Below are 23,858 nucleotides of genomic sequence, written 5' to 3'. Positions count from 1 at the left end.
CGACGTGGCTGGAGCACAGAAGACGATGAACGACGTGACGACCACACCCGACGTGTCCGGCGGGGCCGACCAGCTCAAGCGCCTCGAGGAGGAGGGGGAGATCGCAGCCGACTACCTCGAGGAGCTGCTCGACATCGCGGATCTCGGTGGAGACATCGACATCGACGTGGAGCACGGCCGCGCCGCGGTGGAGATCGTCGCTGAGGACAGTGCCGACCGGTCGCTCGGACGGCTAGTGGGTCGGGACGGCGAGGTCCTCGAGGCGCTGCAGGAGCTGACGCGGCTGGCCGTCCAGACCAAGACCGGCGATCGCAGCCGGCTGATGCTGGACATCGCCGGCTACCGGGCCGGTCGGCGCGCCGAGCTGGTCGCCATCGCCGAGGAGGCGATTGGCCGGGTTCACGCGAGCGGGGCGCCCGTTTCGCTCGAGCCGATGAACCCCTTCGAGCGCAAGGTGGTGCACGACGCCGTCGCCGCCGCGGGGCTGCTGAGCGACTCGGACGGCGAGGAGCCCAACCGGTTCGTCGTGGTGCGGCCCGCGTAGAGCACGTCCAGCCGCCGGTCGGTGGCGGGAGACAGAGACCCTCGGTTTCACGTGAAACCGAGGGTCTCTGCGTGTGTGCACTGGGCATGGACGAGAACGGTGGACGCGCCGCTGGCTGTGCCGCTAACCGTTGCCCTGACCGTTTCGGCTGACTGTGCCGCGAATGGCGGCTGGCGGGGCCGTTTCCTATCCCCGTGGGGACCGAAGGCAAGTGGTGATGCCAGGGCGATCACGGTGCGTTCCCGTCTAGGGCGATCACGTCGGGATTGACGCCCGGCACCGACACCGAACGGTCGGAGCGGCGGCAGCGGCTGCGGGTCCCGAGAAAGTCCACGAGCGCCGTGGTCGGTTGTGCGGTTCCTAGCCAGATGAGCGACGCACCCGGTGTGGCCCGGGCTCCTCGGCCGTTTTGAGAGTTGCCGGTCGGCGCTTGCCGGTTTCCGCTTGCCGCTTGCCTGTCATCGGGGACGAGCTCGACGGTTGACGCGCCGCGGACTGTGCCGCTGACCGTTTGGCGGCAGCTGACGTGGCTGGCCGTGGCCGGCCAGTCGCCGTTGGCTAGGTCCATCGGGAGGGCTCGAGCGGGGTCGGGGGTGAGGTGCGTGGGTGTCGCGGCGCTCGGTGACGTGGCCGCCGGACCATTCCTGTCGGCACCGGGACGCCGTGTTTCACGTGAAACAGCGGAACGCGAAGCCGCGCACCTGCGTGCGGTGGGTGGCAGAGAGCGCGGGTGATGCTGTCATGCCTCCGGACTGCACCGTGGCGGGACGGTCCTCTTCAGGCTCTTGTCGCTGTTCGAACGTGCCGACCTAGGGGCCCCCTGCCCTAGCCTGCGGCGCCGCCGACGCGGAGCGTCCACTGTCGCGCGGGGAACGTTTCTCGAGGTGGGGTGTGGTCCGGCTCGAGGCCGTGCGGTGCCGCTGAGGCACCTGAGGTCGCCTTGGCTACGGGACGCCGCGGGCCCCGTGGGTGCCACGGGGTGGAGTCGGTGACGGGCATCGGTCGGAGAGGGCCCTTGTGCGGACAGGGGCTGACCCAGGTCCCACAGCACGCTTGGCAATGAAACGGCGTTCTGCGCAGCACGCCGGGGTGTCGCGCGCCGTCGCCGTCATCCAGCGCGCACGTCGTCCGCGGGGTGGTCAGGAGGCGCTCTCGACGGAGCCTCGTCCGCTTGCTCGAGCGGAAGGGACAAGCGGTGCGGCAGCGTCGTGGCGAGACGCAGGCCGCGGTGCTCAATGCTGGGCCGCCGGCGTTGCGTGCAAGACGACTCCCTGGTTGCGGCAGTTGCGCCCTTCGCCGGGACAAGCGCCAGGGCAGCTCGCGTAGGGACACTCGCCGCGCGAGCTATCCGAGCGGCGCGCCATGATCCGGGCCCGACTTCCCCTCGGGGCGCGGTCGGCGGCGCCGGTGCTTGTGGTGACGGGCTCGGTCCTCTGGGTCGTCGCATCCGTCCCGCTGGCCGTCCGGGTGGCGCTGGTTTCACGTGAAACATCGCGGTTAGGGCCGACTCGATCTGGTGGAGTCGCTGGAGCGCGCCGCCCCCGGTCAGGTCGGTGAGCTGATGGTCCGCGGGCCTGGGGTGACCGGCGAAGCACAGACCGGCGTCCGGGTGCGTGTGGCGGCCGTGAGTGCCGGACTACGGCACGCGTCGCGGAACGCAGACGGGCCCGGGGGTGACGGCAGCTGGCTCGCAGACCAACGCGTGTGAATCCCCGCGTGACGGTTGGAACCAGAGGCGCCACCCTGGTTGCTCGATGGACGCAGACGGCGGTCGCGAGTGCGTCATCGCCGTGGCGTCGAAGTTTCACGTGAAACCAGCGCGGCAGGGACATGGGCCAAGGCGCTGGGCGGCGTGCTCATCGGACAGGCGGTCGACCATCGGTGGCGTGGGGGTGCGACGGATGAACTGGCTCGGGGTGCCGACCGGGTACCGTGGGCCGGTCTGGTCGCCGAACGCGGCGGCTGGACCCGGACGGCGACGGGTGGAGCGGGGTGCGGGTGGGCGCGGATCAGGACGTGGAACTCACCGACCCGCTGGACGGGGACGCCCGACTTCCCGACGCATTCGGCTCGGCGTGGCCGTCCGTCGAGCGATTCCACCGCCTCCTCGTCGATGAGGGGCCTGTCCGTGGCTTGATCGGTCCGCGCGAGACAGGCCGGCTCTGGGAGCGGCACCTGCTGAACTCGGGGGCGGTGGTCGACCAGCTCGGTGGGGTGGTGACGCTGATCGACCTGGGAAGTGGCGCCGGTCTCCCGGGCGTGGTCATCGCGGCGATGGCGCCCGCCGTCCGCGTCACCCTCCTCGAGCCCATGGCCCGGCGGGTCGCATGGCTGGAACACGTGGTCACGGAGCTCGGTCTCCCGAACGTGGAGATCGTGCGGGCACGGGCCGAGGAGGTCGCAGGCCGGCTGCGGGCTGATGCACTCACAGCGCGGGCCGTCGCACCGCTCGAGAAGCTCTACGCGTGGGCGGCTCCGCTGGTGGTGCCCGGGGGTCAGCTGCTGGCACTCAAGGGAACCCGCGCCGGTGACGAGATGGTGTCCGCGCGGGAGAGTGCTGCGCGGTTCGGCTGGGAAGACCCGGTGATCGTCACCTCGTCGCTGCTCGACGGCGTGGAACCGACCACCGTCGTGAGGGCAGTGCGAGCAGCGGGGGCGCGGCGTGTTCGGTAGGAAGCGGAAGCGGACAGACCCGGTGCCCGCCCAACCGATGAGCACGTCGCCCGATGCCTTGGCGTGGCTCTCGCCTGGCGCCGCGAACGGCCTGCAGAGCGACCCGCGCAACGGTGATCGTTCCGAGCCACCCTCGGATCGGAGAGGGGTGGATCCACACCCCGGTGGCGGCGCCGATATGCACCAGCACGCGTCACCAAGCGCCTTGCCGGCCACCCGCGACGCAGCGCCGACACCAGCGCGGGATGCGAGTGGTCCGGCCATCGACGCGCGAGTCCCCCATGGCGCTACGGCCGCAGGCGAGTCGAGTGTGTCGCCGGCAGCCGGTCCTGTTTCACGTGAAACCATCAGCGTCGTACCAGCAGAAGACCCGGGTGATATCGAGGCACCACCCGACGTCGCGGCACACGGACACGATGGTCCGGATGCGGTTTCACGTGAAACGCCGCAGGGAGCCAGGACCCCGGGCCACGCGGACCAGCCTCCGCAGCAAGCGGGGGACAGCAGCACGACGAGAGGGCTCAGCACCGGCATGGAGACGCCAGCGACAGTCGACACGGCGACGGACGCGCCGGGCACTGACGTGCCGGCACCGACGAGCGCTCCCGTGCCCGGCGGCGCGACGACCCCATCCGACTCCGCCACCGTCTGGTCCGAGCGCACGCCCGCGTCGCCGCGACGGCCCGACGAGCCTGCGGCGAAGCGACAGGTCGATGCACCGGCGCCCGAGTCCGACGAGCAGCGGCGCGCGGCACTCGTGAAGAGCCTGCCGTCCGTCTCGGCCGACACCCCGCTCATGGCGGAGCTCCATGAGGACGCACGACGGCGGATCGAGCTCCGTGGGCGGAGGTTCCCGCGGCCGGCCGCGACGCGGGTCATCACCGTTGCCAACCAGAAGGGTGGCGTCGGGAAGACCACCACAGCGGTGAACCTGGCCGCTGCCCTGGCGCAGTCCGGTCTGACGGTGCTGGTGCTCGACAACGACCCGCAGGGCAACGCGTCGACGGCGCTGGGAGTCGAGCACCGCGCAGGCACGCCGTCGATCTACGAGGTGCTGATCGAGGACCTCCCGATGGAGAAGGCCGTTCAGGAGAGCCCCGAGATTCCCGGGTTGTGGTGCCTGCCGGCGACCATCGACCTCTCGGGGGCGGAGATCGAGCTCGTCTCGATGGTGGCGCGCGAGACGCGCCTACGCACCGCCCTGGACCGGTACCTGGGTTGGCGGCAGGCCAGTGGGCTCCCGGATGTGGACTACGTCCTGGTGGACTGCCCGCCGAGCCTCGGGCTCCTGACGGTGAACGCCTTCGTCGTGGCGAGAGAGGTGCTCATCCCGATCCAGTGCGAGTACTACGCACTCGAGGGTCTGAGCCAGCTCCTCAAGACGATCCAGCTGATCCAGGCGCACCTGAACCCGACCCTGCACGTCTCCACGATCCTGCTGACCATGTACGACGCCCGGACGAACCTGGCCCAGCAGGTCGCCGCCGAGGTGCGCCAGCACTTCCCGGACCGGACGCTGCGCACCACTGTGCCCCGGTCCGTCCGCATCTCGGAGGCGCCCAGCTACGGCCAGACGGTGATGACGTACGACGCCGGGTCGTCCGGAGCGCTCGCGTATCTCGAAGCGGCTCGCGAGGTGGCGGAGCGCGGGGCGGCTCCGACGAACGGTTCCAGCATGGGGATGCCGGCGATGGCGGCCGGCGAGGAGGAGGAACGGTGAGCGAGAAGCGACGCGGTCTGGGACGAGGACTTGGTGCCCTGATCCCGACGAGCCTGGACGGCGCCCGCTCCACCCGGGAGCGACCGGTCGACGTCTTCTTCCCTGATGCGCGCCCGCAGGCTGCCGTCGACGGGACCAACGAGACCGTCGTGGCGACGATCGACCCGGACGATGTGGCCATGGACAGCGACACCCTCGGGACGGCGTCGGACCCGACCGTGAGCGCGACCGAGGCACTGGCCGACCATGTTCCGGAGGCCGCGCCCGTGAGCGTCGACGCTGCCGCAGAGCCGGCCCCTGAGGACGACGACCGGGACTCAGAGGGTGCGGCGGTCGAGCCGGACAGCCCGTCCACGGCGGCTGCTGCGTTCGACGGGCTGCACGGGGAGCTGTCCGCCGTACCGGCTCCTCGTGCATCCGGCGAGCCAGCCTCTGACAGCGCGGGCGAGGGCACCGAGCTGGTGCCTGTGCCGGGCGCCGTGTTCGCAGAGCTGCCGCTCGACGAGATCCGGCCCAACCCGCGGCAGCCGCGCACGGTGTTCGACGAGGACGCCCTGGACGAGCTGGTGGGCTCCATCCGGGAGATCGGTGTGCTGCAGCCCGTCGTCGTGCGGCGAGCGGGCGACGGCTACGAACTGATCATGGGCGAGCGGCGCTGGCGTGCGGCCGGCGCAGCCGGCCTCGACGCGATCCCGGCGATCATCCGGGAGACCGGCGACGAGGACCTGCTCCGGGACGCCCTCCTGGAGAACCTGCACCGATCGCAGCTGAACCCGCTCGAGGAGGCGGCGGCCTACCAGCAGCTACTCGACGACTTCGGCTGCACTCACGACGAGCTGGCATCCCGCCTGCACCGGTCACGGCCGCAGATCTCCAACACGCTGCGTCTCCTCAAGCTGCCGCCGCTCGTCCAGCGCCGGGTCGCGGCCGGGGTGCTCTCGGCAGGTCATGCGCGGGCACTCCTGGGACTGGCCGACGGCGGAGCGATCGAGCGACTCGCGCAGCGGATCGTCGCCGAGGGCCTCTCGGTCCGCGCGGTCGAGGAGATCGTCGCGCTCGGCGGGGACGGACTCGTGGCGAAGCGTCGCACGGCGCCGCGGGCCGGGGTGCGGAACGAGGCGCTCGACGCGTTGGCGACGCGCCTCTCCGACCGGTTCGAGACGCGGGTCAAGGTCGCTCTCGGCAAGAGCCGTGGACGGCTGACGGTCGAGTTCGCCTCGGTCCAGGACCTGAACCGCATCCTGAACACGCTCGCCCCGGAGGATCCTGGCCTGTTCCACGGCTGACGCCGAGGGTTGCTTCAGCGCCGCGCCGGCCCAGCCCGCGTCGACCCCACGTCGCGGCGGGTCCCGTGCCATGGCGGTCACGTGCCGCGGCTCGACCCGACGCCGAGCCGTCGGGGCGGAAGGGGAGACGCTCAGCCTCGAACTGGTGTGCGATATCAGCCGCCACGCCGGGATAGATGCTTGGGTGCGGGGTCGCCCGCTGCGTGCGGGGATAGCGCGGGGTCCGGGTGGGCGGACGTGCCGGGCGGCGATCAGGCGTCGGTGGTGACCCGGGTGTCCAGGTGGTCGGTGGCCGTGCCGTTGTCGTAGGCAGCGATGGCGGCGTCGACCAGTGACCGGTACAGCGGTCCGAGCCCGAACCCGGCCGCCTCGGCCGCCTGCGGCAGCAGCGAGGTCTCGGTCATCCCGGGCGCCACGTTCACCTCGAGGAACCACGGCGTCCCGTCCGCGTCGACGATGAGGTCGGTGCGGGAGATGCGGGCGAGGCCGAGCGCCTGGTGCGCGGCGACGGCCACGGCGCCGACCCGCTCGGCGAGCTCGTCGGACAACCGGGCGGGGGCGAAGTACTCGGTGCGGCCCGGGTTGTAGCGGGCGTCGTAGTCGTACGGACCGTCGGTGACGATCTCGACCGCCGGCAGCGCGAACGGGCCGTCCCCGGTGTCGAGGACGCTGACGGCCAGCTCGGTTCCGATGACGGCACGCTCGATCAGGGCGGTGTCCGAGTAGGAGAAGCACTCCACCATCGCCCGCGGCAGCTGGTCCGCCGACGTCACCAGGGTCATGCCGAGCGCCGAACCCCCGCGGGACGGCTTCACCACCAGGGGCAGGCCGAAGCGGCGCACCACCGCGTCGAGGATCCGGGCGGCGCCCAGCTCGCGGAACAGCGACTGCGGCAGCGTCACGAACTCGGGAGTGGCGATGCCGGCCCGTCCCGCCACGGTCTTGGCGATCGGCTTGCTCCAGGCGACGCGGCTGGCGCGCGGGCCGGTGCCGAGCACCCGGAGGCCGAGCAGGGCGAGCACGTCCCGGACGGACCCGTCCTCACCGCTGGCGCCGTGCAGCAGCGGCCACACGAGGTCCGGGGCGAGCTCGGTGAGGACCGGCACCAGGTCGGCGTCGACGTCGTGCACCGTGACCTCTGCACCCGTCGAGCGCAGCGCCTCCGCGACGCGACGTCCGGAACGGAGCGAGACGTCCCGCTCGTGGGAGAGGCCCCCGGCGAGCACGACGATCCGAGGGGCGGACGGGGTGGGGTTCACGCTGCTGCGCTCCAGTCGAACGGTCCGTCGAGCGGCGGACGGGGAACAAGCGGTGGTGCGAGGACGAACGACGTCGGTTGTGCGCGACCGGTCACCAGAGGCGGGAACCTGTGGAGTCGGTCGGGAGCCGCCGTCAGGCGACGTCCGGACCCGGCGACTGCACCATGTCGTCGGACGCGCCGGCGGCAGTGCCGAACAGCTCGACCAGCTCCGACTCGCCGGCCACGACGGTCGCCAGGCGACGGACACCCTCGCGGATGCGCTCGGGCGTCGGGTAGCAGAACGACAGTCGCATGTGGTCGGCGCCCTGGCCGTCGTAGTAGAACGCGGTGCCGGGCACGTAGGCCACCCGCGCGGTGACGGCGCGGGGCAGCATCTCCTTGGCGTCCAGGCCGTCGGGCAGCTTCACCCAGGTGTAGAAGCCGCCGTCCGGGACGGTCCAGCGGCAGTCCGGCAGGTGCTCGGCGAGCGCCCCCACCATCGCGTCGCGCCGCTCGCGGTACATCTCGCGGTACTTCTTGATCTGGCCGCGCCAGTCGCAGGTGGACAGGTAGGCGGAGATCGCCAGCTGGGAGGCGTTCGACGGGCACAGGATGGCCGACTCGCTGGCGAGCACCAGCTTCTCGCGCACCGCGTGCGGGGCCACCACCCAACCGACCCGGTAGCCGGGGGCGAACGTCTTGGAGAAGGAGCCGAGGTACAGCACGCCCTCGTCGTCCAGGCCCCGCATCGCCGTCAGCGGCTCGCTGTCGAAGCCGAGCAGCCCGTAGGGGTTGTCCTCGAGCACCAGCACGCCGTGCCGGCGCGCGATCTCCAGCACCTGGGGCCGACGCTCCGCCGACAGCGACACACCGGCGGGGTTGTGGAAGTTGGGGACGGTGTAGAGGAACTTCACGCGGCGCCCGGCGGCCTCGAGGCGGACCAGCGTCTCCTCGAGCGCGGCCGGCATCAGCCCGTGCTCGTCGATCGGCGTGTGCACCACGTCGGCCTGGTAGGCGCGGAACACACCGAGCGCGCCGACGTACGACGGCGCCTCCGCGACGACGACGTCGCCCGGGTTGATGAAGATGCGCGTGACCAGGTCCAGCGCCTGCTGCGAGCCTGTGGTGACCACCACGTCGTCCGGGTGCGCGTCGATGCCCTCGAGGCGCATCACCTCGAGGATCTGCTCCCGAAGCGTCTCGTCGCCCTGGCCGGAGCCGTACTGCAGGGCGGTGAGCCCGCGCGTCGCGACCACCCGGGCCGTCATCTCGGAGAGGACGTCCAGCGGGAGGCCGTCGAGGAACGGCATGCCACCGGCGAGCGAGACGACCTCAGGCCGGTTGGCGACCGCGAACAGGGCCCGGATCTCCGAGGCACGCATGCCGTGCGTGCGGTCGGCGTAGGAGCCGAGCCACTGGTCGAGGCGGGTGCCGGTGCCGGCGGCAGCGGACGACGGGGGACGGCCCGGCGTCTCGCGGTCGGGCACAGGCGAAGGAGTCATGCGCGTCAGTGTCGCACGTCACCTGTGCGCGACGGCGGCAGGGGTCGGTGGACGGCTCGGCAGGGGGTCGCCCCCCGGTGGCCGCGCGCGGCGAGCCGGCGACTCGCGGCGGTGCCGCGACGGGTCAGACCGCAGCCAGCAGCTTGCGCACCTGGTCGTTCAGGACGGCCTTGGGCCGGGCGCCGTACAGCACGTCGACCAGCTCACCGCCGGAGACGAACTGCAGCGTGGGCAGGGAGACGATCCCGTACCGGGCGACCAGTGCCGGGTTGGTGTCCGCGTCGACGGTGACGAACCGCACCGCGCCGGCGTAGGTCTCGGCGAGCTCGTCGAGAACCGGTCCGACCAGCCGGCACGGCCCGCACCACTCCGCCGTGAAGTCGACGACGACGGGCAGGGGCGAGGCGAGCACCTGCTCGTCGAACGTCGCGTCGGTGACGGGCTGGGCGCCGCTCACGCGGTGGCCTCGGCGCCTGGCACCGTGACGAGCGCCTCGCCGGCGGGCACCGGGTCGACGACCTGCGGCTCCTCGACCAGACCGGCCAGGTAGTGCTGGGCGTCGAGCGCGGCCGAGCAGCCGGTGCCGGCCGCCGTGATCGCCTGCCGGTAGGTGTGGTCGACGACGTCGCCGCAGGCGAACACCCCGGTCAGGTTGGTGGCGGTGGTGCGGCCGACGACCTTGACGTAGCCGTTCTCGTCCAGGTCCACCTGGCCGACGAGCAGCTCGGTGCGCGGGACGTGGCCGATGGCGACGAACAGCCCGCCGGCCGGCAGCTGCCGCGTCTCGCCGGTCAGCGTGTCGCGCAGCACCACGCCGGTCACCTTGTCGGCGCCCTCGATGCCGACCACCTCGGAGTTCCACGCGAAGCGGATCTTCGGGTCGTTGTGGGCGCGGTCCGCCATGATCTTCGAGGCCCGCAGCTGGTCACGGCGGTGCACCATCGTCACGGTGCGGCCGAACCGGGTGAGGAACGTCGCCTCCTCGACGGCCGAGTCGCCGCCGCCGACCACGACGATGTCCTGGTCACGGAAGAAGAAGCCGTCGCAGGTGGCGCACCACGAGACGCCACGGCCGGACAGCCGCTTCTCGTCCGGGAGCCCGAGCTCGCGGTAGGCGGAGCCGGTCGACAGGATCACCGCGCGGGCACGGTAGGTGTCGCCGCCGCCGGTGACGATCGTCTTGACCGGACCGGCGAGGTCCAGCGAGGTGGCGTCGTCCCAGACCACCTCGGCACCGAACTTCTCGGCCTGCTTCTGCATGGCCTCCATCAGCTCCGGCCCCTGGATGCCCTCGGGGAAGCCGGGGAAGTTTTCCACCTCGGTGGTGTTCATCAGCGCGCCGCCGGCAGTCACCGACCCCGCGATGACGACGGGGGCCAGTCCGGCGCGCGCGGCGTAGATCGCCGCGGTGTAGCCGGCGGGCCCGGATCCGACGACGACGACGTCACGGATATCGGTGGTCTCGCTCACGGGTGCATCCCTCGACTGTCGGAGTTCTGTGGCGCCGGCCGTCGAGGGTGTCCCCGCCGGCCCGTGCGCACGCGTCAACCGATGGTAGGGCGCATCTGTTCCCGTCCCGAGCGCCCGCTCAGCCGAGCTGGACCTCGGTGAGCTCGACGCGGAACGAGCCGTCCGGCATGCTCGGCAGCTCCGTGAACCACAGGCTGAGGGTGCTGGTCGCCGTCGGCGGCTTCAGCGTGAAGGCGGCGTTGGCCGAGAGCGGGCCGGAGGCGAGCACCGTGCCGCCGCCGGGGTTCGAGGCATCGGTCGCGCGGATCTCCACCGTGCCGCCGGTGCCGTTGGTGTGCAGTGTCACGGACGACACGGTGGTCGCCTGCTTCAGGGTGATGACGTAGCCGATGCCCTGCTTGAGGCCGCCGAAGTTCGCCGACTTGTACGTGCGCGACACCCAGAAGGTCGAGGGGTCGCCGTCGAACGCCTTGGCGACCGCCTCCGGGTGGTCACCCTCCGTGCCGTTCGCGTCGACGGAGGCTCCGGAGGCGATCACGGGCGCCCCACCGGCGGGAGCGGCCGAGGCGCTGGAGGAGGCGGACGGCGTGCTGGACCCGGAGGCGCTCGCGCTCGGGCTCGCGGAGTGCGAGTGGGAGGCGGTACCGGCGCCACCACGGGCCGACGGGCCGCTGAGCAGCGACTTCGCCGCGAACGCGACACCGATGATCACCAGCAGCACGACGACGGCGAGCACGATCACCGTCGGGTCGAACCGCCGCCGTCCGACCGGCTCCTCGCGGACCCGTCCGAAGTCGAAGGGGTCGTCGTCCCGGACCTCCGGCTCGTGCAGCACCCCGGGCGGCACCGCGGCCGGTGCGACCGCGGGGGGCACGGCGGGAGGTAGCGGTGCGGGGCCGCGGCCACTGGCGGGACCGGCTGCGGCTGCCGTGACGGGCGGGGTTGCCGCCGGGACGGGCCGCTGCGGTGCCGTCGCTCGCAGCGCCTCGGACGGCGTTCGCACCGGGGGCTGGTTCGCCGTAGCCGGCGTGGGCGGGAACGCCGGCGGCGGGGTCGTGGTCGGGGGCGTCATCGGCCGAGTCTCTGCGGCCGCGGCCGCCCCCGTCGCAGCAGCACCCGGCTCGGGGAACGGCGGACGTGCGGGCGGTGCCGCCGACGCGGCGAACGACGGAGGCTGCTGCCCGACCGCCGGGAAGGCGCTGGTGCGACCGGGTGCCGCGGGCGGCGGCGTGCCCGGGCGGTTGGTCCCCGCGCTGCTCTGGCTGAACGCGCTGCGGACGGACTGCCGCTGGACCTGGGGCGGCGGGCCGCCGGCCGCCGGCCCCTCGGCATCCGGCACCGCCGCACCCCCCGCGGCCGCACCGGCTGCGGCCGCACCGGCGAGCGCACCCGCCGCGGCGGCTCCGGCGGCGCCGAGGTGCCCCGATGGCCGGCTGATGCGGATCTCACCCCAGGGCTCGAGCTCGCGCACCACCTCGGCCGGGCTGTGCGGACCGTCGTCGTACGGGCCCAGCGTCACCGAGCAGAGCGTGTCGAGGTCCGCGGGGACCGCGGTGACCAGGTCGGCCGGCGGGACGGGCACGCCGTCGACCACGGGCGCGACAGGCAGGCCGTCGGCGGCGGCGGCCGGACCCGGCCAGCGTCCCGTCAGGGCCGTGTAGAGCAACCGCACCAGGTCGACGGCGTCGGCCCGGCTGGTGCTGCGCGCGTCGCCCTCGACCCGGCCGAGCAGGGCGGCGTCCAGGGCGAGCCCGGACACGAGCACCCGACCGTCGTCCGCGACGCAGATCGCGGACGGGCGGAGCGCCTGGTGGTGCACGCCGCGGCGCCGCGCGACCTCGAGCGCCGCCGACGCCTCGCCGATCACCGCACGGGCCTGGTCGGCGGTCAAGGGCTCGCGGAGGACCAGCTGGGCGAGCGACGGACCGGACACCTGCTCGGTGACCACGTAGCCGAGCCCGTCGTGCGTGCCGACGTCGAGCACGCGCAGCAGCCGGGGGTCGGTGACCAGCGCCGCGCGCCGGGCCGCGTCGAGCCCGGCGGTCGACGACTCGGCGGCCAGCACCTGCGCCCGCACGGGTCTGTCGAGGATCTCGTCGACCGCCGCCCACGTCTGCAGCACGGGCACGGTGGACGGCTGGGGCTCGAGCACGCGGTAGCGCCCGGCGAGCAGAGTTCCTCGTCCGACCTGGTCCACGCGCAGCTCCCGCACCATCGGCAGGGACGTCCGGCGGGCGCCGGACACGTGCATGCTAGTCGGGACGCCCCGGCCGCCGCCCCGGGAAGCGGGCGAGCACCGACCGCACAGGGCCGGCGAGGACCTCGAGCTCCGGGACGTGCATCGCCCGGAGCACCAGCACGTAGACGGTCACCATCGCCCCGCCGACCACGACGCACTTCGCCAGCGCCGCGACCAGGGACATCTGCGCGCCCGCCCCGAGCAGCAGCAGCAGCGGCACGCCGACCGCCAGGGCGGCCGCGGAGGCGAGGGTGGCGCGCAGGTGCAGCCGGAGCACCCGCGACCCGTCGAAGCTGCCGATCAGCCAGTGCACGTGCCGCAGCGCCATCAGCGAGCCGATCACGTAGGAGAGGCTGACGGCCAGCGCCGAGACGGCCACCCACCACTGCGGCGGCGCGAGCAGCCAGCCGAGCAGGGTGCCGACGACGATGACCACCGCCATCACCACCTGCGGCGCCAGCATGCTGCGCGCGTCCTCGTAGGCGTAGTACACCCGCTGGCACATCGACCAGATGCCGAGCACGGGCAGGCCCAGGACCATCGCGACCGTGACACCGGCCACCGCGGCGATCTCGCCCGGGTGCGGGTGCCAGATGATCAGGCGCACCACGGGCAGGGCCAGCAGCCCGACGATCACCGTGGTGGGGATGGTGAACAGGCCGAGCGCGCGCAGGCCGGTGGACAGCGTGTCGCGCACGCCGGCGCGGTCGCGGTCCGTCGCCTGGGCCGACAGGCGCGTGAACAGCGCCGTCATCAGCGAGACCGTCACCAGCGAGTGGGGAAGGATGAAGACGAGGAACGCGTAGTCGTACGCCGCGTTCCCCGCGACGCCGGTGGTCGACTGGACCGTGGCGAGCCCGTGGGCCCGTGCCAGCGCCGCAGCGGGTGCCGCGGACGCTATCCGGGACTGGACGATGAACGCGAGCTGGCCCACGCCGAGGCCGGCGAAGGTCCACATCGCCACCGAGCCCGCCCGGCCGAGCCCGGTGCCGCGCACCCCCCAGCGCAGCCGGAACCGCACGCCGGCCCTGGTCAGCGCGGGGAACAGCACCAGCGCCTGCGCCACGATGCCGAGGGTGGCGGAGCCCGCCAGCACGGCGACCTTCGCGCCGCTCCAGCCGTCGGCGCTGCTCGACGAGCCGAACATCACGATGAACAGACCGCAGCCCGCGATGGCGACGATGTTGTTCACCACCGGCGCCCACATGTACGGGCCGAACGACTCGCGGGCGTTGAGCACCTGCCCGAGCAGGCCGTACACGCCGTAGAAGAACATCTGCGGGATGCACCAGTAGGCGAAGGTGGTGGCCAGCACCATCTGCTCGCGGTTGCCCGCGTCGGCGTACAGCAGCACCAGCAGCGGTGCGGCGATCGTCAGCAGCAGCGTGGTGCCGGCCAGCACGGCGAACCCGAGGGTGAGCAGCCGGTCGACGTACTGCTGGCCCGCCCGGCGCTTGTACGCCCGCACCACCTGCGGCACCAGCACCGCGTTGAGCGCCCCGCCCGCGAGCAGCTGGTAGAGGATGTTCGGCAGCTTGTTGGCCACCGCGAACGCGTCCGCGGCCTGACCCGTGGCGCCGATGGCGGCGGCGAGGGCGATGCTGCGCAGCAGCCCGAGGGCACGCGACGCGGCGGTGCCGGAGCCCATCAGCGCGGAGGCGCGGCCGATGCTGGCCGACCGGCTCACGACGGACGTCCGGGCGACACGTCGCCACCGAGCGGAGGCAGCGGGGGCGCCTCGTCCTCGGAGGTGCGCCGGGCACCGCGGCGGGCGCTCTGGCCCCGTCGGACGGTCCGCACGATGCCCAGCACCAGGCCGATCGCCAGCAGCGCACCGACCACGGCGGTGCCGACGTTCTCGACGGTGGGTGCCACCCGTGCCGTGAACTGGGCGCCGGTGCCGACCGGCTGCCCGGCGAGGTCCGTCACCTGCGCGTCGACGATCACCTCGCAGTTGGCCGCCGCGTGCAGCACGACGGGGACGCTCGCCTCGGCGCCCGCCGAGACGGTGACCGCATCGCTGGTGGCGGCACCCAGGCAGCTCTTGCGCGGGTGCACCGCCACCCGGACGGTCACCGGGACGGGCAGCCCGTTGCGGACGGCGAAGCGGTAGGGCACCGACGCGCTGATCACGTTGAGGTTGCTGACCGGGGCCAGGGACAGGCCGCTGCGGCGGTCGTCGATCGCCTGGACCAGCCGTGCGGCCAGCGCGTCACGGTCGCCCGGTGAGGAGCGCCAGGCGACGGAGAGGGGGGTCAGCGCCTCGTCGTCCACCCCGGCGAGCAGCGTGTCCGGCTCCTGCGTGATGCTCGCGAACGCCCGGGTGGTGGCGCGTGCGGTGGCCAGCGCCTGCACGGTGGCGGGTGCGAGCTCGTCCGGCGCCGACGCGCTGGCCGGCAGCGAGGTGCGCTTGCTGCGGTCGTCGGGGTTGCCGAGCGCCGTGCTGACCGGCTCGAGACGGCTCCACGGCGAGCTGGACAGGGCGGCCAGCACCGCCTGGGCGGTGGTGGGGTCGGGGCTCCAGTCGCGGGACGGGGCGACGAGCACGTCGCGCGGCTCGCTGGAGCCGGTGCGGGTCAGCAGCGCCAGCTCCGCGAGCGTGCGCTGGACGGCGGTGGCCGCCGTGCTGCCCGGCTCCACCGACTCCGGGTCGGTCAGCAGGGAGGTCAGCACGTCGTCGGGCACCAGCGCCGTCACCGTGCCGGCCGCCGTCTTCACGTCGGCACGGGCTGTGGTCGCGACGCCGCCGACGCTCTGCAGCGACTGCGGGCCGACGACGACGGCCGCGGCGTCCACCGTGCGCGCCAGCCCGAGCGTGCTGGTGTCCACCGCACCGGGACCCGCCCACAGCACGTCGGTACGGGCGGTCTGCCCACCGATCCCCACGTCGGAGGACAGCTGCTGCGCGGTCCGGAGCAGGTCGGCGCCGTTCCCGTGCGCGACCGTCGCGAGGTCGGGGTCCGACCAGGGCAGCGCGAACGTCTCCCGCCCGGACAGCGCCGTCCCGAGGTCACTGGCCCAGGCACGCGCGTGCGCGCCCGAGACCTGCGCGTCCGCGACCAGCGCGGGGTCGACGGCCAGGCCCAGGTCGGGGGAGCTGCGGGCGAGGTCGAGCACCGCCCGCAGCCGGCCGCCGGCGGTGGTCAGCCGCTCCAGGGCGGCCTGCTCGGCCGCGCTCGGCGCCACCGCCGCCGAGCCGGGGGTCGACGCGGTCCCGCTCGGGCTCGGCTGCGGGGTCGCGCCGGCCGTGGCACCACTCGTCGACGTCCCGGTCGGCCCCGGTGTCGCACCGGCGTTGGCGCCGCCCGCGACCGTCGGCGTGCGCGCCGGGCCGGTCAGCGGCAGCAGCACGGACACCCGCGCCTGCGGCACCGTGCCGTCCGGCAGCCACAGCGCGAACGTGCGCGCCGTACCCGCCCGGTCACCGCCGTCGTCGGTGACGTCCACGGACAGGCCCCGGGGACCCCAGCCGCTCGAGACGTTGGTCAGCCCGATCGCGGACGCCGGGACGGTCAGGTCGACGTTCAGCGGCGCGCCGGGCGCCAACGGCCCGGGGTGCACCGTGGTCAGCCGGAAGCCGACGACGCCGCTGGAGCGGTCGATCCAGGACGACAGCTCGGCGCGGGTCGTCGGCCGCAGCCGGTTGATCCGCAGCGCGACCGTGGGGTCGGCGATGGCGGCCGAGCCGGTGTTCCGCAGCGTCACGCTGACGGTGAGGTCGTCGCCCGGCCGCAGCACCGTCGGCATCACCCGCTGGATCGAGACCGACACCGGCAGGTCCGTGTCGAGCGCCGACGCGCTCGGGCTGGGCGAGCCGCTCGCGGCGACAGCCGGCGCACCCCCGAAGGCGCAGGTCAACGCGATGAGCAGCACCGCGAGCAGCACGACGGGCGTGGCGCGGGCGGGTGCGCGCCGGACGGGCCGGCTCATGCCTCGTCGGCGAGCACCGCGCAGGCCGCCTCGGCGAGCCGGCGCTCGTTCGGGTACGCCAGCCGGGCCGGCAGCGCCCCGACGGCCACCCAGGCGACGTCCTCGGCCTCGCCGTCGGGGTCGCCCTCGACGGACAGCTCCCCGCTGATCGCGCCGAGCAGGAAGTGGTGCACCACCTTGTGCACGCGACGGTCCTCGCCGCTGAACCAGTAGTCGATCACGCCGAGCCGCCGCAGCACCCGGCCGGTGATGCCCGTCTCCTCGGCGATCTCCCGGACGGCGGCCTGCTCCGGCGTCTCGTCACCTTCGAGGTGGCCCTTCGGCAGGCACCACTCGAGCCGTCCGGCACGGTTGCGGCGCGCGATGACGGCCGCGTGGAACAGGCCGTTGCGGCGCAGCACCACCAAGCCGCCCGCGGAGGTCTCGTCCACCACCGGGAGCGGGGTGCTCACCGCTCGGACCGGGGTGGTGGTGGGATCGATGCGCAGCCGGTGCCCGCCGGGCGGGGCCGGCACCCGCCCCGAGGCGTGACCTTCGGCGGCGGCGGACATGCCGACACTGTAACGACTCGGGCACGGCGCCCCGGTCCGGGCGGTCCGCCCCGGTCTGGCAGGCTTGCCGGGTGCCGATCGACCGCCCGAACCCCGACGAGGCCGCCCTGCAGCGGCGTGCCCTGGCGTCGCTCGCGCAGCTGGCGCCCGACGCCGTGGCCCTGGGCCGGCGGTTCGCGGACGCGGGTCACGAGCTGGCGCTGGTCGGCGGCCCCGTGCGCGACGCGTTCCTCGGGCGCGTCAGCGCCGACCTGGACTTCGCCACGTCGGCACGGCCCGACGAGTCCGAGCGGATCCTGTCCGGCTGGGGCGACGCGCACTGGGACATCGGCAAGCGGTTCGGCACGCTGGGTGCGCGCCGGTTCGGTCGCGGCGGCTCGTCGGACGTCGTCGTCGAGGTGACCACCTACCGCACGGACGCCTACGACCCGACGTCCCGCAAGCCCGCCGTCGAGTTCGGCGACACCCTCGAGGGCGACCTGTCGCGCCGGGACTTCACCGTGAACGCGATGGCGGTGCGGGTGCCGGACCTGCAGTTCGTCGACCCGTTCGACGGGCTGGGCGACCTGGCGCGGCGCGTGCTGCGGACCCCGGTCGACCCCGAGCAGTCGTTCGACGACGACCCGCTCCGCATGATGCGAGCCGCGCGCTTCGTCGCCCAGCTCGGGTTCGGCGTCGACGACGCGGCGCTGGCTGCGACCGTCGCGATGGCCGAGCGGCTGTCGATCGTCTCCGCGGAGCGGGTGCGCGACGAGCTGGTCAAGCTGCTGCTGTCCGACCACCCGCGTGAGGGTCTGCAGGTGCTGGTCGGCACCGGCCTGGCCGACCAGGTGCTGCCCGAGCTGTCTGCCCTGCGCCTGGAGATCGACGAGCACCACCGCCACAAGGACGTGTACGAGCACTCGCTGACCGTCCTGGAGAAGGCGATCGCCCTGGAGACCGGCCCGGACGGCGCCGTACCCGGTCCCGACCTGGTGCTGCGGCTCGCCGCGCTGCTGCACGACGTGGGCAAGCCGCGCACCCGCCGGTTCGAGCCGGGCGGCGGCGTCAGCTTCCACCACCACGAGGTGGTCGGCGCCAAGCTGGTCGCCAAGCGGCTCGCCGCCCTGCACTTCGACAAGCAGACGGTGCACGACGTCGCCCGGCTGACGGAGCTGCACCTGCGGTTCCACGGCTACGGGGACGCGGGCTGGACCGACTCGGCCGTGCGCCGCTACGTCACGGACGCCGGCCCGCTGCTCGAGCGCCTGCACCGCCTGACCCGGTCGGACTGCACCACGCGGAACGTGCGCAAGGCGGCACGCCTCTCCGCCGCGTACGACGACCTCGAGGAACGGATCGGCCGCCTGGCCGAGGCGGAGGAGCTCGCCTCGATCCGGCCCGACCTGGACGGCACGCAGATCATGCAGGCGCTGGGCATCGGACCGGGCCGGGACGTCGGTGAGGCGTACCGCTACCTGCTCGAGCTGCGGATGGACCGCGGTCCGCTCGGTGCCGACGCGGCGCGCGAGGAGCTGCTGCGCTGGTGGGCGGCCCGTCAGGGCTGAGGCACGACGGGGTGCCCGAACTCGGGCACCCGCACGACGAGGAGGCACAGGTCGTCCTCCTGGGACGTCGCCGCCAGCCGCTGCACCAACCGGTCCCGCACGGCGGTGGCGTCGGCGTCGTCGGGCACCGCCCGCAGCTCGGCCTCGAGCTGGGCGACTCCCTCGCGCAGCCCACGGTCCCGCCGCTCCACCAGCCCGTCGGTGTAGACCACCAGCGTCGAGCCGGCGGGGAGGTCGACCGTGTCCTGCTCGCGGCCGGCGGTGTGGGACGTCAGGCCGATGGGGGTGCTGTTCGCCTGGTCCAGGCGGAGCACCTCACCACCGGGCAGCCGCACCATCGGCGGCGGATGACCGGCACGGGCGTACGTCACCCGGGCGTGGTCGCCCGCCGGCACCCAGTGCAGGTAGACGCACGTGGCGACCTCCGCCATGCCGAGGCCCTGCACCAGCTCGTCGAGCCGGTCGAGCACCTCGCGGGGCGGCAGGCCGGCCCAGGCGTGGGACCGCATCAGCGACGCCAGCTGACCCATCGACGCGGCGGCGCGCAGGTCGTGGCCGACCACGTCGCCGACGGCCAGGCCGATGGCGCCGTCGCGCAGCGGCAGCACGTCGAACCAGTCGCCGCCCACCTGCGCGTAGCGGGAGGACGGGACGTAGGCGGTCGCGAGGTCGAGGCCGGCGACGGGTTCGACGTGCGGGAGCAGCCGCTGCTGCAGCGTCAGGGCGGCCTCGCGCTGCGCGAGGTACAGCTGCACGTTGTCGAGCGCCAGGCCGGCACGGCGGCCGAGGTGGGCCGCGGTGATGGCGGTCTCCGGGCCGAAGCCGTCCGGTTCGTGGTGCAGCAGGACGAGCACGCCGAGCACGCGGTCGCGCGCGCGCAGCTGCACGATCAGCGACGAGCCGAGGCCGAGCCGTTCCAGCAGCTTCAGCTCGCTGGGGGTGCTGCGCGACGGCAGGTCCGCGCGGTCCACCGGCATCGGCTCGGGCACCAGCTCGATGCTGCTGTCGAGGGCGCCCCGCACCCGGGGTGAGCGCTCGAGCCACCACCCGGCCTCGGCCTCCAGCCGGGCGGCGGTCGCGGCCAGGCGGGGGTCGGTGGCGACGACGTGCACCCGCTCGAACCGTCCGCGCTCGCCGACGACGGCGACGAAGCCCCAGGTGGCGAGGGCGGGGACCACCACGTCGGCCAGCGCGTCGACCGCCGTCTCGTAGTCCAGGTGCCGCGACAGCTCGTCGCTGACCGCGCGCAGCAGGTCCAGCCGGGAGCTCGTCTGACGGGCCAGCTCCAGCTCCAGGTCCCGCGCGTCGTCGACGCCGACCTGCGCCGTGACGTCCAGCTGGGCGCCGACCAGGTGCGTCACCTGCCCGTCGGCGTCGTGCACCGGGCTGATCACGACGCGGTTCCAGAACACGGACCCGTCGCGGCGGTAGTTCAGCAGCACCTCGCTGACCGGCTTCCCGGCGCGCACCGCCTCCCGGAGGCGCCGCGCGGCGGCCCGGTCCGTCGCCGGACCCTGCAGGAACCGGCAGTTGCGGCCCAGCGCCTCCTCCCGGCTGTAACCCGTCAGGCGCGTGAAGGCGTCGTTCACCCACACCAGCGGCTGGTCCGGGGCCTGGGCGTCGGCGAGGGTGAGCGGCAGGTCGCCGACCGTGACGGCCAGCGCGAGCAGCCGCTCGTCGGGCGCCTGCGCCAGCAGCTCACCAGGCAGCGGTGTCCCGCGGGGCGGTGTGCGGCGCCCCGCCGTGGCCGTCATGACCGCACGCTCTCAGCGGGGAGCTGGCCGACGGCGTGGGCACGGTTCGACGCCCGCCCGTACACCACGGCCGAGCCGAGGTAGCCGACGGCCAGCGCGAGGAACAGGCCGCGGGACCAGCCGGTGTCCGGCAGCGTGACCGCGCCGAGCGCGGCGGCGCCGACGAAGGCGGCGTTGTAGAGGACGTCGTAGAGGGCGAACGCACGGCCGCGGTACGCGTCCGCGGTGTCCCGCTGCACGATCGTGTCGACCGCGATCTTGGCCGACTGCGCCGCCAGACCGAGCGTCGCGGCGGCGACCAGCACCACGGGCAGCGCCATGCTGACCACCAGCATCAGCTGGCTGACGGTGGCCACCACCAGGCAGACGACGATCCACCGCTGCGGACCCAGGCGCGGGCTCAGCACCGGCGTGACCACCACGGCGAGCGCGAAGCCGATCGCGGAGGCGCCGAGCACGGTCGCGAACGTGCGCAGACCGGCGTCGACGTCCGACGGCGAGCTGAGCAGGTTGCGCGAGATGAGGATGCTCGCCATGAAGACGACGCCGTAGCAGAAGCGGTGCCACGCCATGATCGCGAGCGCCTCGGCGGGGGTCCGCCGGGCCGCCAGGTACCGGGCACCCGCGCCGAGCTCCCGCGCCACGACGCCCAGCGCACGGCGCACCGGCATCGCCACCGGCTCGTCCGGCCCCAGCTGGTCCCGCGCGATGCGGCCGGCGAGGGCGGACGCCGTCCCCATCACCAGGGCCGCGACCACCAGCGCGATCGCGTCCCTCTCCCGCCCGGCGGGCATCAGCCGGCCGAGCACGAAGCCGAGCAGCGCGCCCACCCCTGCCGAGGCCGCCCCCAGCGTCGGGGTCAACGAGTTGGCGGTGAGCAGCAACGGGCCGTCGACCACCTTGGGCAAGGACGCCGACAGGGCCGCCAGCAGGAACCGGTTGACGGAGAGCGTGACCAGCGCGAGGACGTAGACCAGTGGACTGACGCCGTGCACCAGCATCACCACGGCGATCGTCAGCGTCAGCGCGACGCGGACCAGGTTGCCGTACAGCAGCACCTGCCGCCGACGCCACCGGTCCAGCAGCACCCCCGCCCACGGACCCACCACGGTGAACGGCAGCAGCAGCACGGCGAAGGCCGCCGCGACCCCGGTGGCGGTGCTGGCCGTCTCCGGCGAGAAGAAGAACAGCGTCGCCAGGCCGACCTGGAACATGCCGTCCGCGCACTGGCTGACCAGGCGCACCGTGAACAGGCGCCTGAAGCCCACCAGGGGCCACAGCCGTCGGAGGTCCTCGGTCACCTGCACGGACTCAGGCTAAGCGCAGGTGCTGCTCACGCCACGCCGAGGCGCCCACCTCACCCACTCGGCGGAGCCACCGTCGGGTCGTGCGGGATCGCAGGCCGGACGCAGAAGGGCCCCGCCACCCTCTCGGGTGCGGGGCCCTTCCGGCGTCAGCTCAGAGCACGAGGCTCAGGTCAGCGCTCGTTCTCGCCGCGGATGAACGCCTCGAGCGCGGCGCGCCCGGCGGTGTCCTCCATCTGGACGGGCGGGGACTTCATCAGGTAGGTCGCCGCGGACAGGATCGGGCCACCGATCCCACGGTCCTTGGCGATCTTCGCGGCGCGGATCGCGTCGATGATGATGCCGGCCGAGTTCGGGGAGTCCCACACCTCGAGCTTGTACTCGAGGTTCAGGGGCACCTCGCCGAACGCGCGGCCCTCGAGGCGGACGTACGCCCACTTGCGGTCGTCGAGCCACGCGACGTAGTCGGACGGGCCGATGTGGACGTTGCGGTCCTCCTTCTTGCCCGACAGCGGACCGTCGTTCAGGTTGGACGTGACCGACTGGGTCTTGGAGAGCTTCTTGGACTGCAGGCGCTCGCGCTCCAGCATGTTCTTGAAGTCCATGTTGCCGCCGACGTTCAGCTGGTACGTGCGGTCCAGGATGACGCCGCGGTCCTCGAACAGGCGGGCCAGCACGCGGTGCGTGATGGTGGCGCCGACCTGCGACTTGATGTCGTCGCCGACGATCGGCACGCCGGCGTCCTCGAACTTCTTGGCCCACACCGGGTCGGACGCGATGAACACGGGCAGGGCGTTGACGAACGCCACACCGGCGTCGATGCAGCACTGCGCGTAGTACTTGTCGGCGATCTCGGAGCCGACGGGCAGGTAGGAGACCAGCACGTCGACCTTGGCGTCCTTGAGCGCCTGGACGATGTCGACCGGCTCGGCGTCCGACTCCTCGATGGTCTCGGAGTAGTACTTGCCGAGGCCGTCGTTGGTCACGCCACGCTGCACCGGCACGCCCAGCGGGGGCACGTCGGAGATCTTGATGGTGTTGTTCTCCGACGCGAAGATCGCCTCGGACAGGTCGAAGCCGACCTTCTTCGCGTCGACGTCGAACGCCGCCACGAACTCGACGTCACGGACGTGGTACGGGCCGAACTGCACGTGCATCAGGCCCGGCACCTTGGTGTCGACCTCGGCGTCGCGGTAGTACTGGACGCCCTGGACCAGCGACGAGGCGCAGTTGCCCACGCCGACGATGGCCACGCGGATGGAGGTCATCCTCGCTCCTTCTCAGTGTGCGCCGGGGCGGGGTTGCTCTCGGCGTGGATCTCGGGACGGGCCGGACGGCCCGTCCCCTTGGTCGGTGCGACGGCGCGCGCGGGACGCACGCTCCGCTCGTTGTCGATGAGGCCGTCGAGCCAGCGGACCTCGCGCTCGACCTGCTCGAGGCCGTGCCGCTGCAGCTCGAGGGTGTACTCGTCCATGCGCTCGCGGGTGCGGTTCAGCGACTGCCGGACCACCTCGAGGCGCTCGGTCAGCCGCGTGCGGCGTCCCTCGAGGATGCGCAGCCGCGTCTCGGCGTCCGTCTGCGCGAAGAACGCGAAGCGGACGTCGAAGTTCTCGTCCTCCCACGTCGCGGGACCCGACGAGGCCAGCACCTGCTGCAGGTGCTCCTTGCCCTCGGCCGTCAGCTCGTAGACGATGCGGGCCCGCTTGCTGGCCACGGCGCGCTCGACCCCGACCGTGGCGGTGGACTCGGCGCCGACGATCAGCCCGCGCTCGGCGAGCGACCGCAGCGCCGGGTACAGGGAGCCGTAGGACAGGGCGCGGAAGCTGCCGAGCACCAGGTTGAGCCGCTTGCGCAGCTCGTACCCGTGCATCGGCGACTCGGCGAGCAGGCCCAGGATGGCCGGCTCGAGGACGTCGGTCCGTCCGTGCACGGCTCACCCCCTCGGCGTACTGTCGGACGACGCCGCAGCGCCGATGTATCAACTCGATACATCCGCACACTACGTCGAGCCGATGTGTCGGCACAAGCCGCCCGTGCACGGAGACCGGCCCGGGCCGGCGCTCCGGCGCCTGCGGAGGCGCGGCGGTCGGCGCGCGGA

Annotated in this window: 17 protein-coding genes; 5 read left to right on the top strand and 12 right to left on the bottom strand. The window is 73.4% G+C overall.

Going from position 1 to position 23,858, the window contains the following annotated elements; all coding sequences use genetic code 11:
* The first annotated feature begins 25 nt into the window (after positions 1–25).
* The 4 genes from ACFQTY_RS01075 to ACFQTY_RS01060 all read left to right on the top strand — a co-directional run bounded on the left by ACFQTY_RS01075 (position 26) and on the right by ACFQTY_RS01060 (position 6,223).
* A complete protein-coding gene (locus ACFQTY_RS01075) occupies positions 26–544 on the top strand; it encodes a protein jag (protein ID WP_378099063.1) in 519 nt (172 codons plus the stop codon).
* Positions 545–2,560: 2,016 nt separating this feature from the next.
* A complete protein-coding gene (gene rsmG / locus ACFQTY_RS01070; RefSeq protein WP_378096034.1) occupies positions 2,561–3,217 on the top strand; it encodes a 16S rRNA (guanine(527)-N(7))-methyltransferase RsmG in 657 nt (218 codons plus the stop codon).
* 796 nt (positions 3,218–4,013) lie between these two features.
* Positions 4,014–4,937: a ParA family protein gene (locus ACFQTY_RS01065; protein ID WP_378096031.1), complete on the top strand. Its 924-nt coding sequence runs from the start codon at positions 4,014–4,016 to the stop codon at positions 4,935–4,937.
* On the top strand, positions 4,934–6,223 hold the full coding sequence (locus tag ACFQTY_RS01060; RefSeq protein ID WP_378096028.1) for a ParB/RepB/Spo0J family partition protein: 1,290 nt from the start codon (positions 4,934–4,936) through the stop codon (positions 6,221–6,223). Before ACFQTY_RS01065 ends, ACFQTY_RS01060 begins: the two co-directional genes overlap by 4 nt.
* A 251-nt stretch (positions 6,224–6,474) precedes the next feature.
* Here ACFQTY_RS01060 and ACFQTY_RS01055 read toward each other — a convergent pair whose 3' ends face one another.
* The 8 genes from ACFQTY_RS01055 to ACFQTY_RS01020 form a co-directional block, all read right to left on the bottom strand.
* Positions 6,475–7,482 (bottom strand): D-alanine--D-alanine ligase, encoded by a 1,008-nt coding sequence (locus ACFQTY_RS01055; protein WP_378096025.1) that lies wholly within the window; start codon positions 7,480–7,482, stop codon positions 6,475–6,477.
* Positions 7,483–7,615: 133 nt separating this feature from the next.
* Positions 7,616–8,965, bottom strand: a complete 1,350-nt coding sequence (locus tag ACFQTY_RS01050) for a PLP-dependent aminotransferase family protein (RefSeq protein ID WP_378096022.1) — start codon at positions 8,963–8,965, stop codon at positions 7,616–7,618.
* A 124-nt stretch (positions 8,966–9,089) separates the two neighbouring features.
* On the bottom strand, positions 9,090–9,422 hold the full coding sequence (gene trxA, locus ACFQTY_RS01045) for a thioredoxin (RefSeq protein ID WP_378096019.1): 333 nt from the start codon (positions 9,420–9,422) through the stop codon (positions 9,090–9,092).
* On the bottom strand, positions 9,419–10,435 hold the full coding sequence (trxB, locus tag ACFQTY_RS01040) for a thioredoxin-disulfide reductase (protein WP_378096016.1): 1,017 nt from the start codon (positions 10,433–10,435) through the stop codon (positions 9,419–9,421). Before trxB ends, trxA begins: the two co-directional genes overlap by 4 nt.
* Positions 10,436–10,553: 118 nt before the next feature.
* The gene (locus ACFQTY_RS01035; RefSeq protein WP_378096013.1) at positions 10,554–12,680 is read right to left on the bottom strand and encodes a protein kinase family protein; all 2,127 of its coding nucleotides are present in this window, start codon (positions 12,678–12,680) and stop codon (positions 10,554–10,556) included.
* 7 nt (positions 12,681–12,687) lie between these two features.
* The gene (gene murJ / locus ACFQTY_RS01030; protein WP_378096009.1) at positions 12,688–14,361 is read right to left on the bottom strand and encodes a murein biosynthesis integral membrane protein MurJ; all 1,674 of its coding nucleotides are present in this window, start codon (positions 14,359–14,361) and stop codon (positions 12,688–12,690) included.
* Complete coding sequence (locus ACFQTY_RS01025) at positions 14,358–16,604, bottom strand: DUF6049 family protein (RefSeq protein WP_378096006.1); 2,247 nt, start codon at positions 16,602–16,604, stop codon at positions 14,358–14,360. The genes murJ and ACFQTY_RS01025 overlap by 4 nt, the downstream gene beginning before the upstream one ends.
* Positions 16,601–17,155, bottom strand: coding sequence for an NUDIX hydrolase (locus tag ACFQTY_RS01020; RefSeq protein ID WP_378096003.1), 555 nt, complete (start codon positions 17,153–17,155; stop codon positions 16,601–16,603). The genes ACFQTY_RS01025 and ACFQTY_RS01020 overlap by 4 nt, the downstream gene beginning before the upstream one ends.
* Positions 17,156–17,226: 71 nt before the next feature.
* Here ACFQTY_RS01020 and ACFQTY_RS01015 point away from each other — a divergent pair, with 71 nt between their 5' ends.
* On the top strand, positions 17,227–18,702 hold the full coding sequence (locus ACFQTY_RS01015; protein ID WP_378095999.1) for a CCA tRNA nucleotidyltransferase: 1,476 nt from the start codon (positions 17,227–17,229) through the stop codon (positions 18,700–18,702).
* Here ACFQTY_RS01015 and ACFQTY_RS01010 read toward each other — a convergent pair.
* The 4 genes from ACFQTY_RS01010 to ACFQTY_RS00995 form a co-directional block, all read right to left on the bottom strand.
* The gene (locus tag ACFQTY_RS01010) at positions 18,693–20,456 is read right to left on the bottom strand and encodes a SpoIIE family protein phosphatase (protein WP_378095996.1); all 1,764 of its coding nucleotides are present in this window, start codon (positions 20,454–20,456) and stop codon (positions 18,693–18,695) included. The genes ACFQTY_RS01015 and ACFQTY_RS01010 overlap by 10 nt on opposite strands.
* Positions 20,453–21,763 carry an MFS transporter gene (locus tag ACFQTY_RS01005; RefSeq protein ID WP_378095993.1) on the bottom strand — a complete coding sequence of 437 codons (1,311 nt, stop codon included), beginning with the start codon at positions 21,761–21,763 and terminating at the stop codon, positions 20,453–20,455. Before ACFQTY_RS01005 ends, ACFQTY_RS01010 begins: the two co-directional genes overlap by 4 nt.
* Positions 21,764–21,933: 170 nt before the next feature.
* Positions 21,934–23,028 (bottom strand): inositol-3-phosphate synthase, encoded by a 1,095-nt coding sequence (locus ACFQTY_RS01000; RefSeq protein WP_378095990.1) that lies wholly within the window; start codon positions 23,026–23,028, stop codon positions 21,934–21,936.
* Positions 23,025–23,690: a PadR family transcriptional regulator gene (locus tag ACFQTY_RS00995; RefSeq protein ID WP_378095987.1), complete on the bottom strand. Its 666-nt coding sequence runs from the start codon at positions 23,688–23,690 to the stop codon at positions 23,025–23,027. The genes ACFQTY_RS01000 and ACFQTY_RS00995 overlap by 4 nt, the downstream gene beginning before the upstream one ends.
* Positions 23,691–23,858: the final 168 nt, after the last annotated feature.

The organism is Cellulomonas sp. T2.31MG-18, assembly GCF_964266755.1.
Lineage (GTDB): Bacteria > Actinomycetota > Actinomycetes > Actinomycetales > Cellulomonadaceae > Cellulomonas.
Note: the sequence above shows the minus strand (reverse complement) of the source record. Positions and strands in the feature narration are given on the sequence as shown.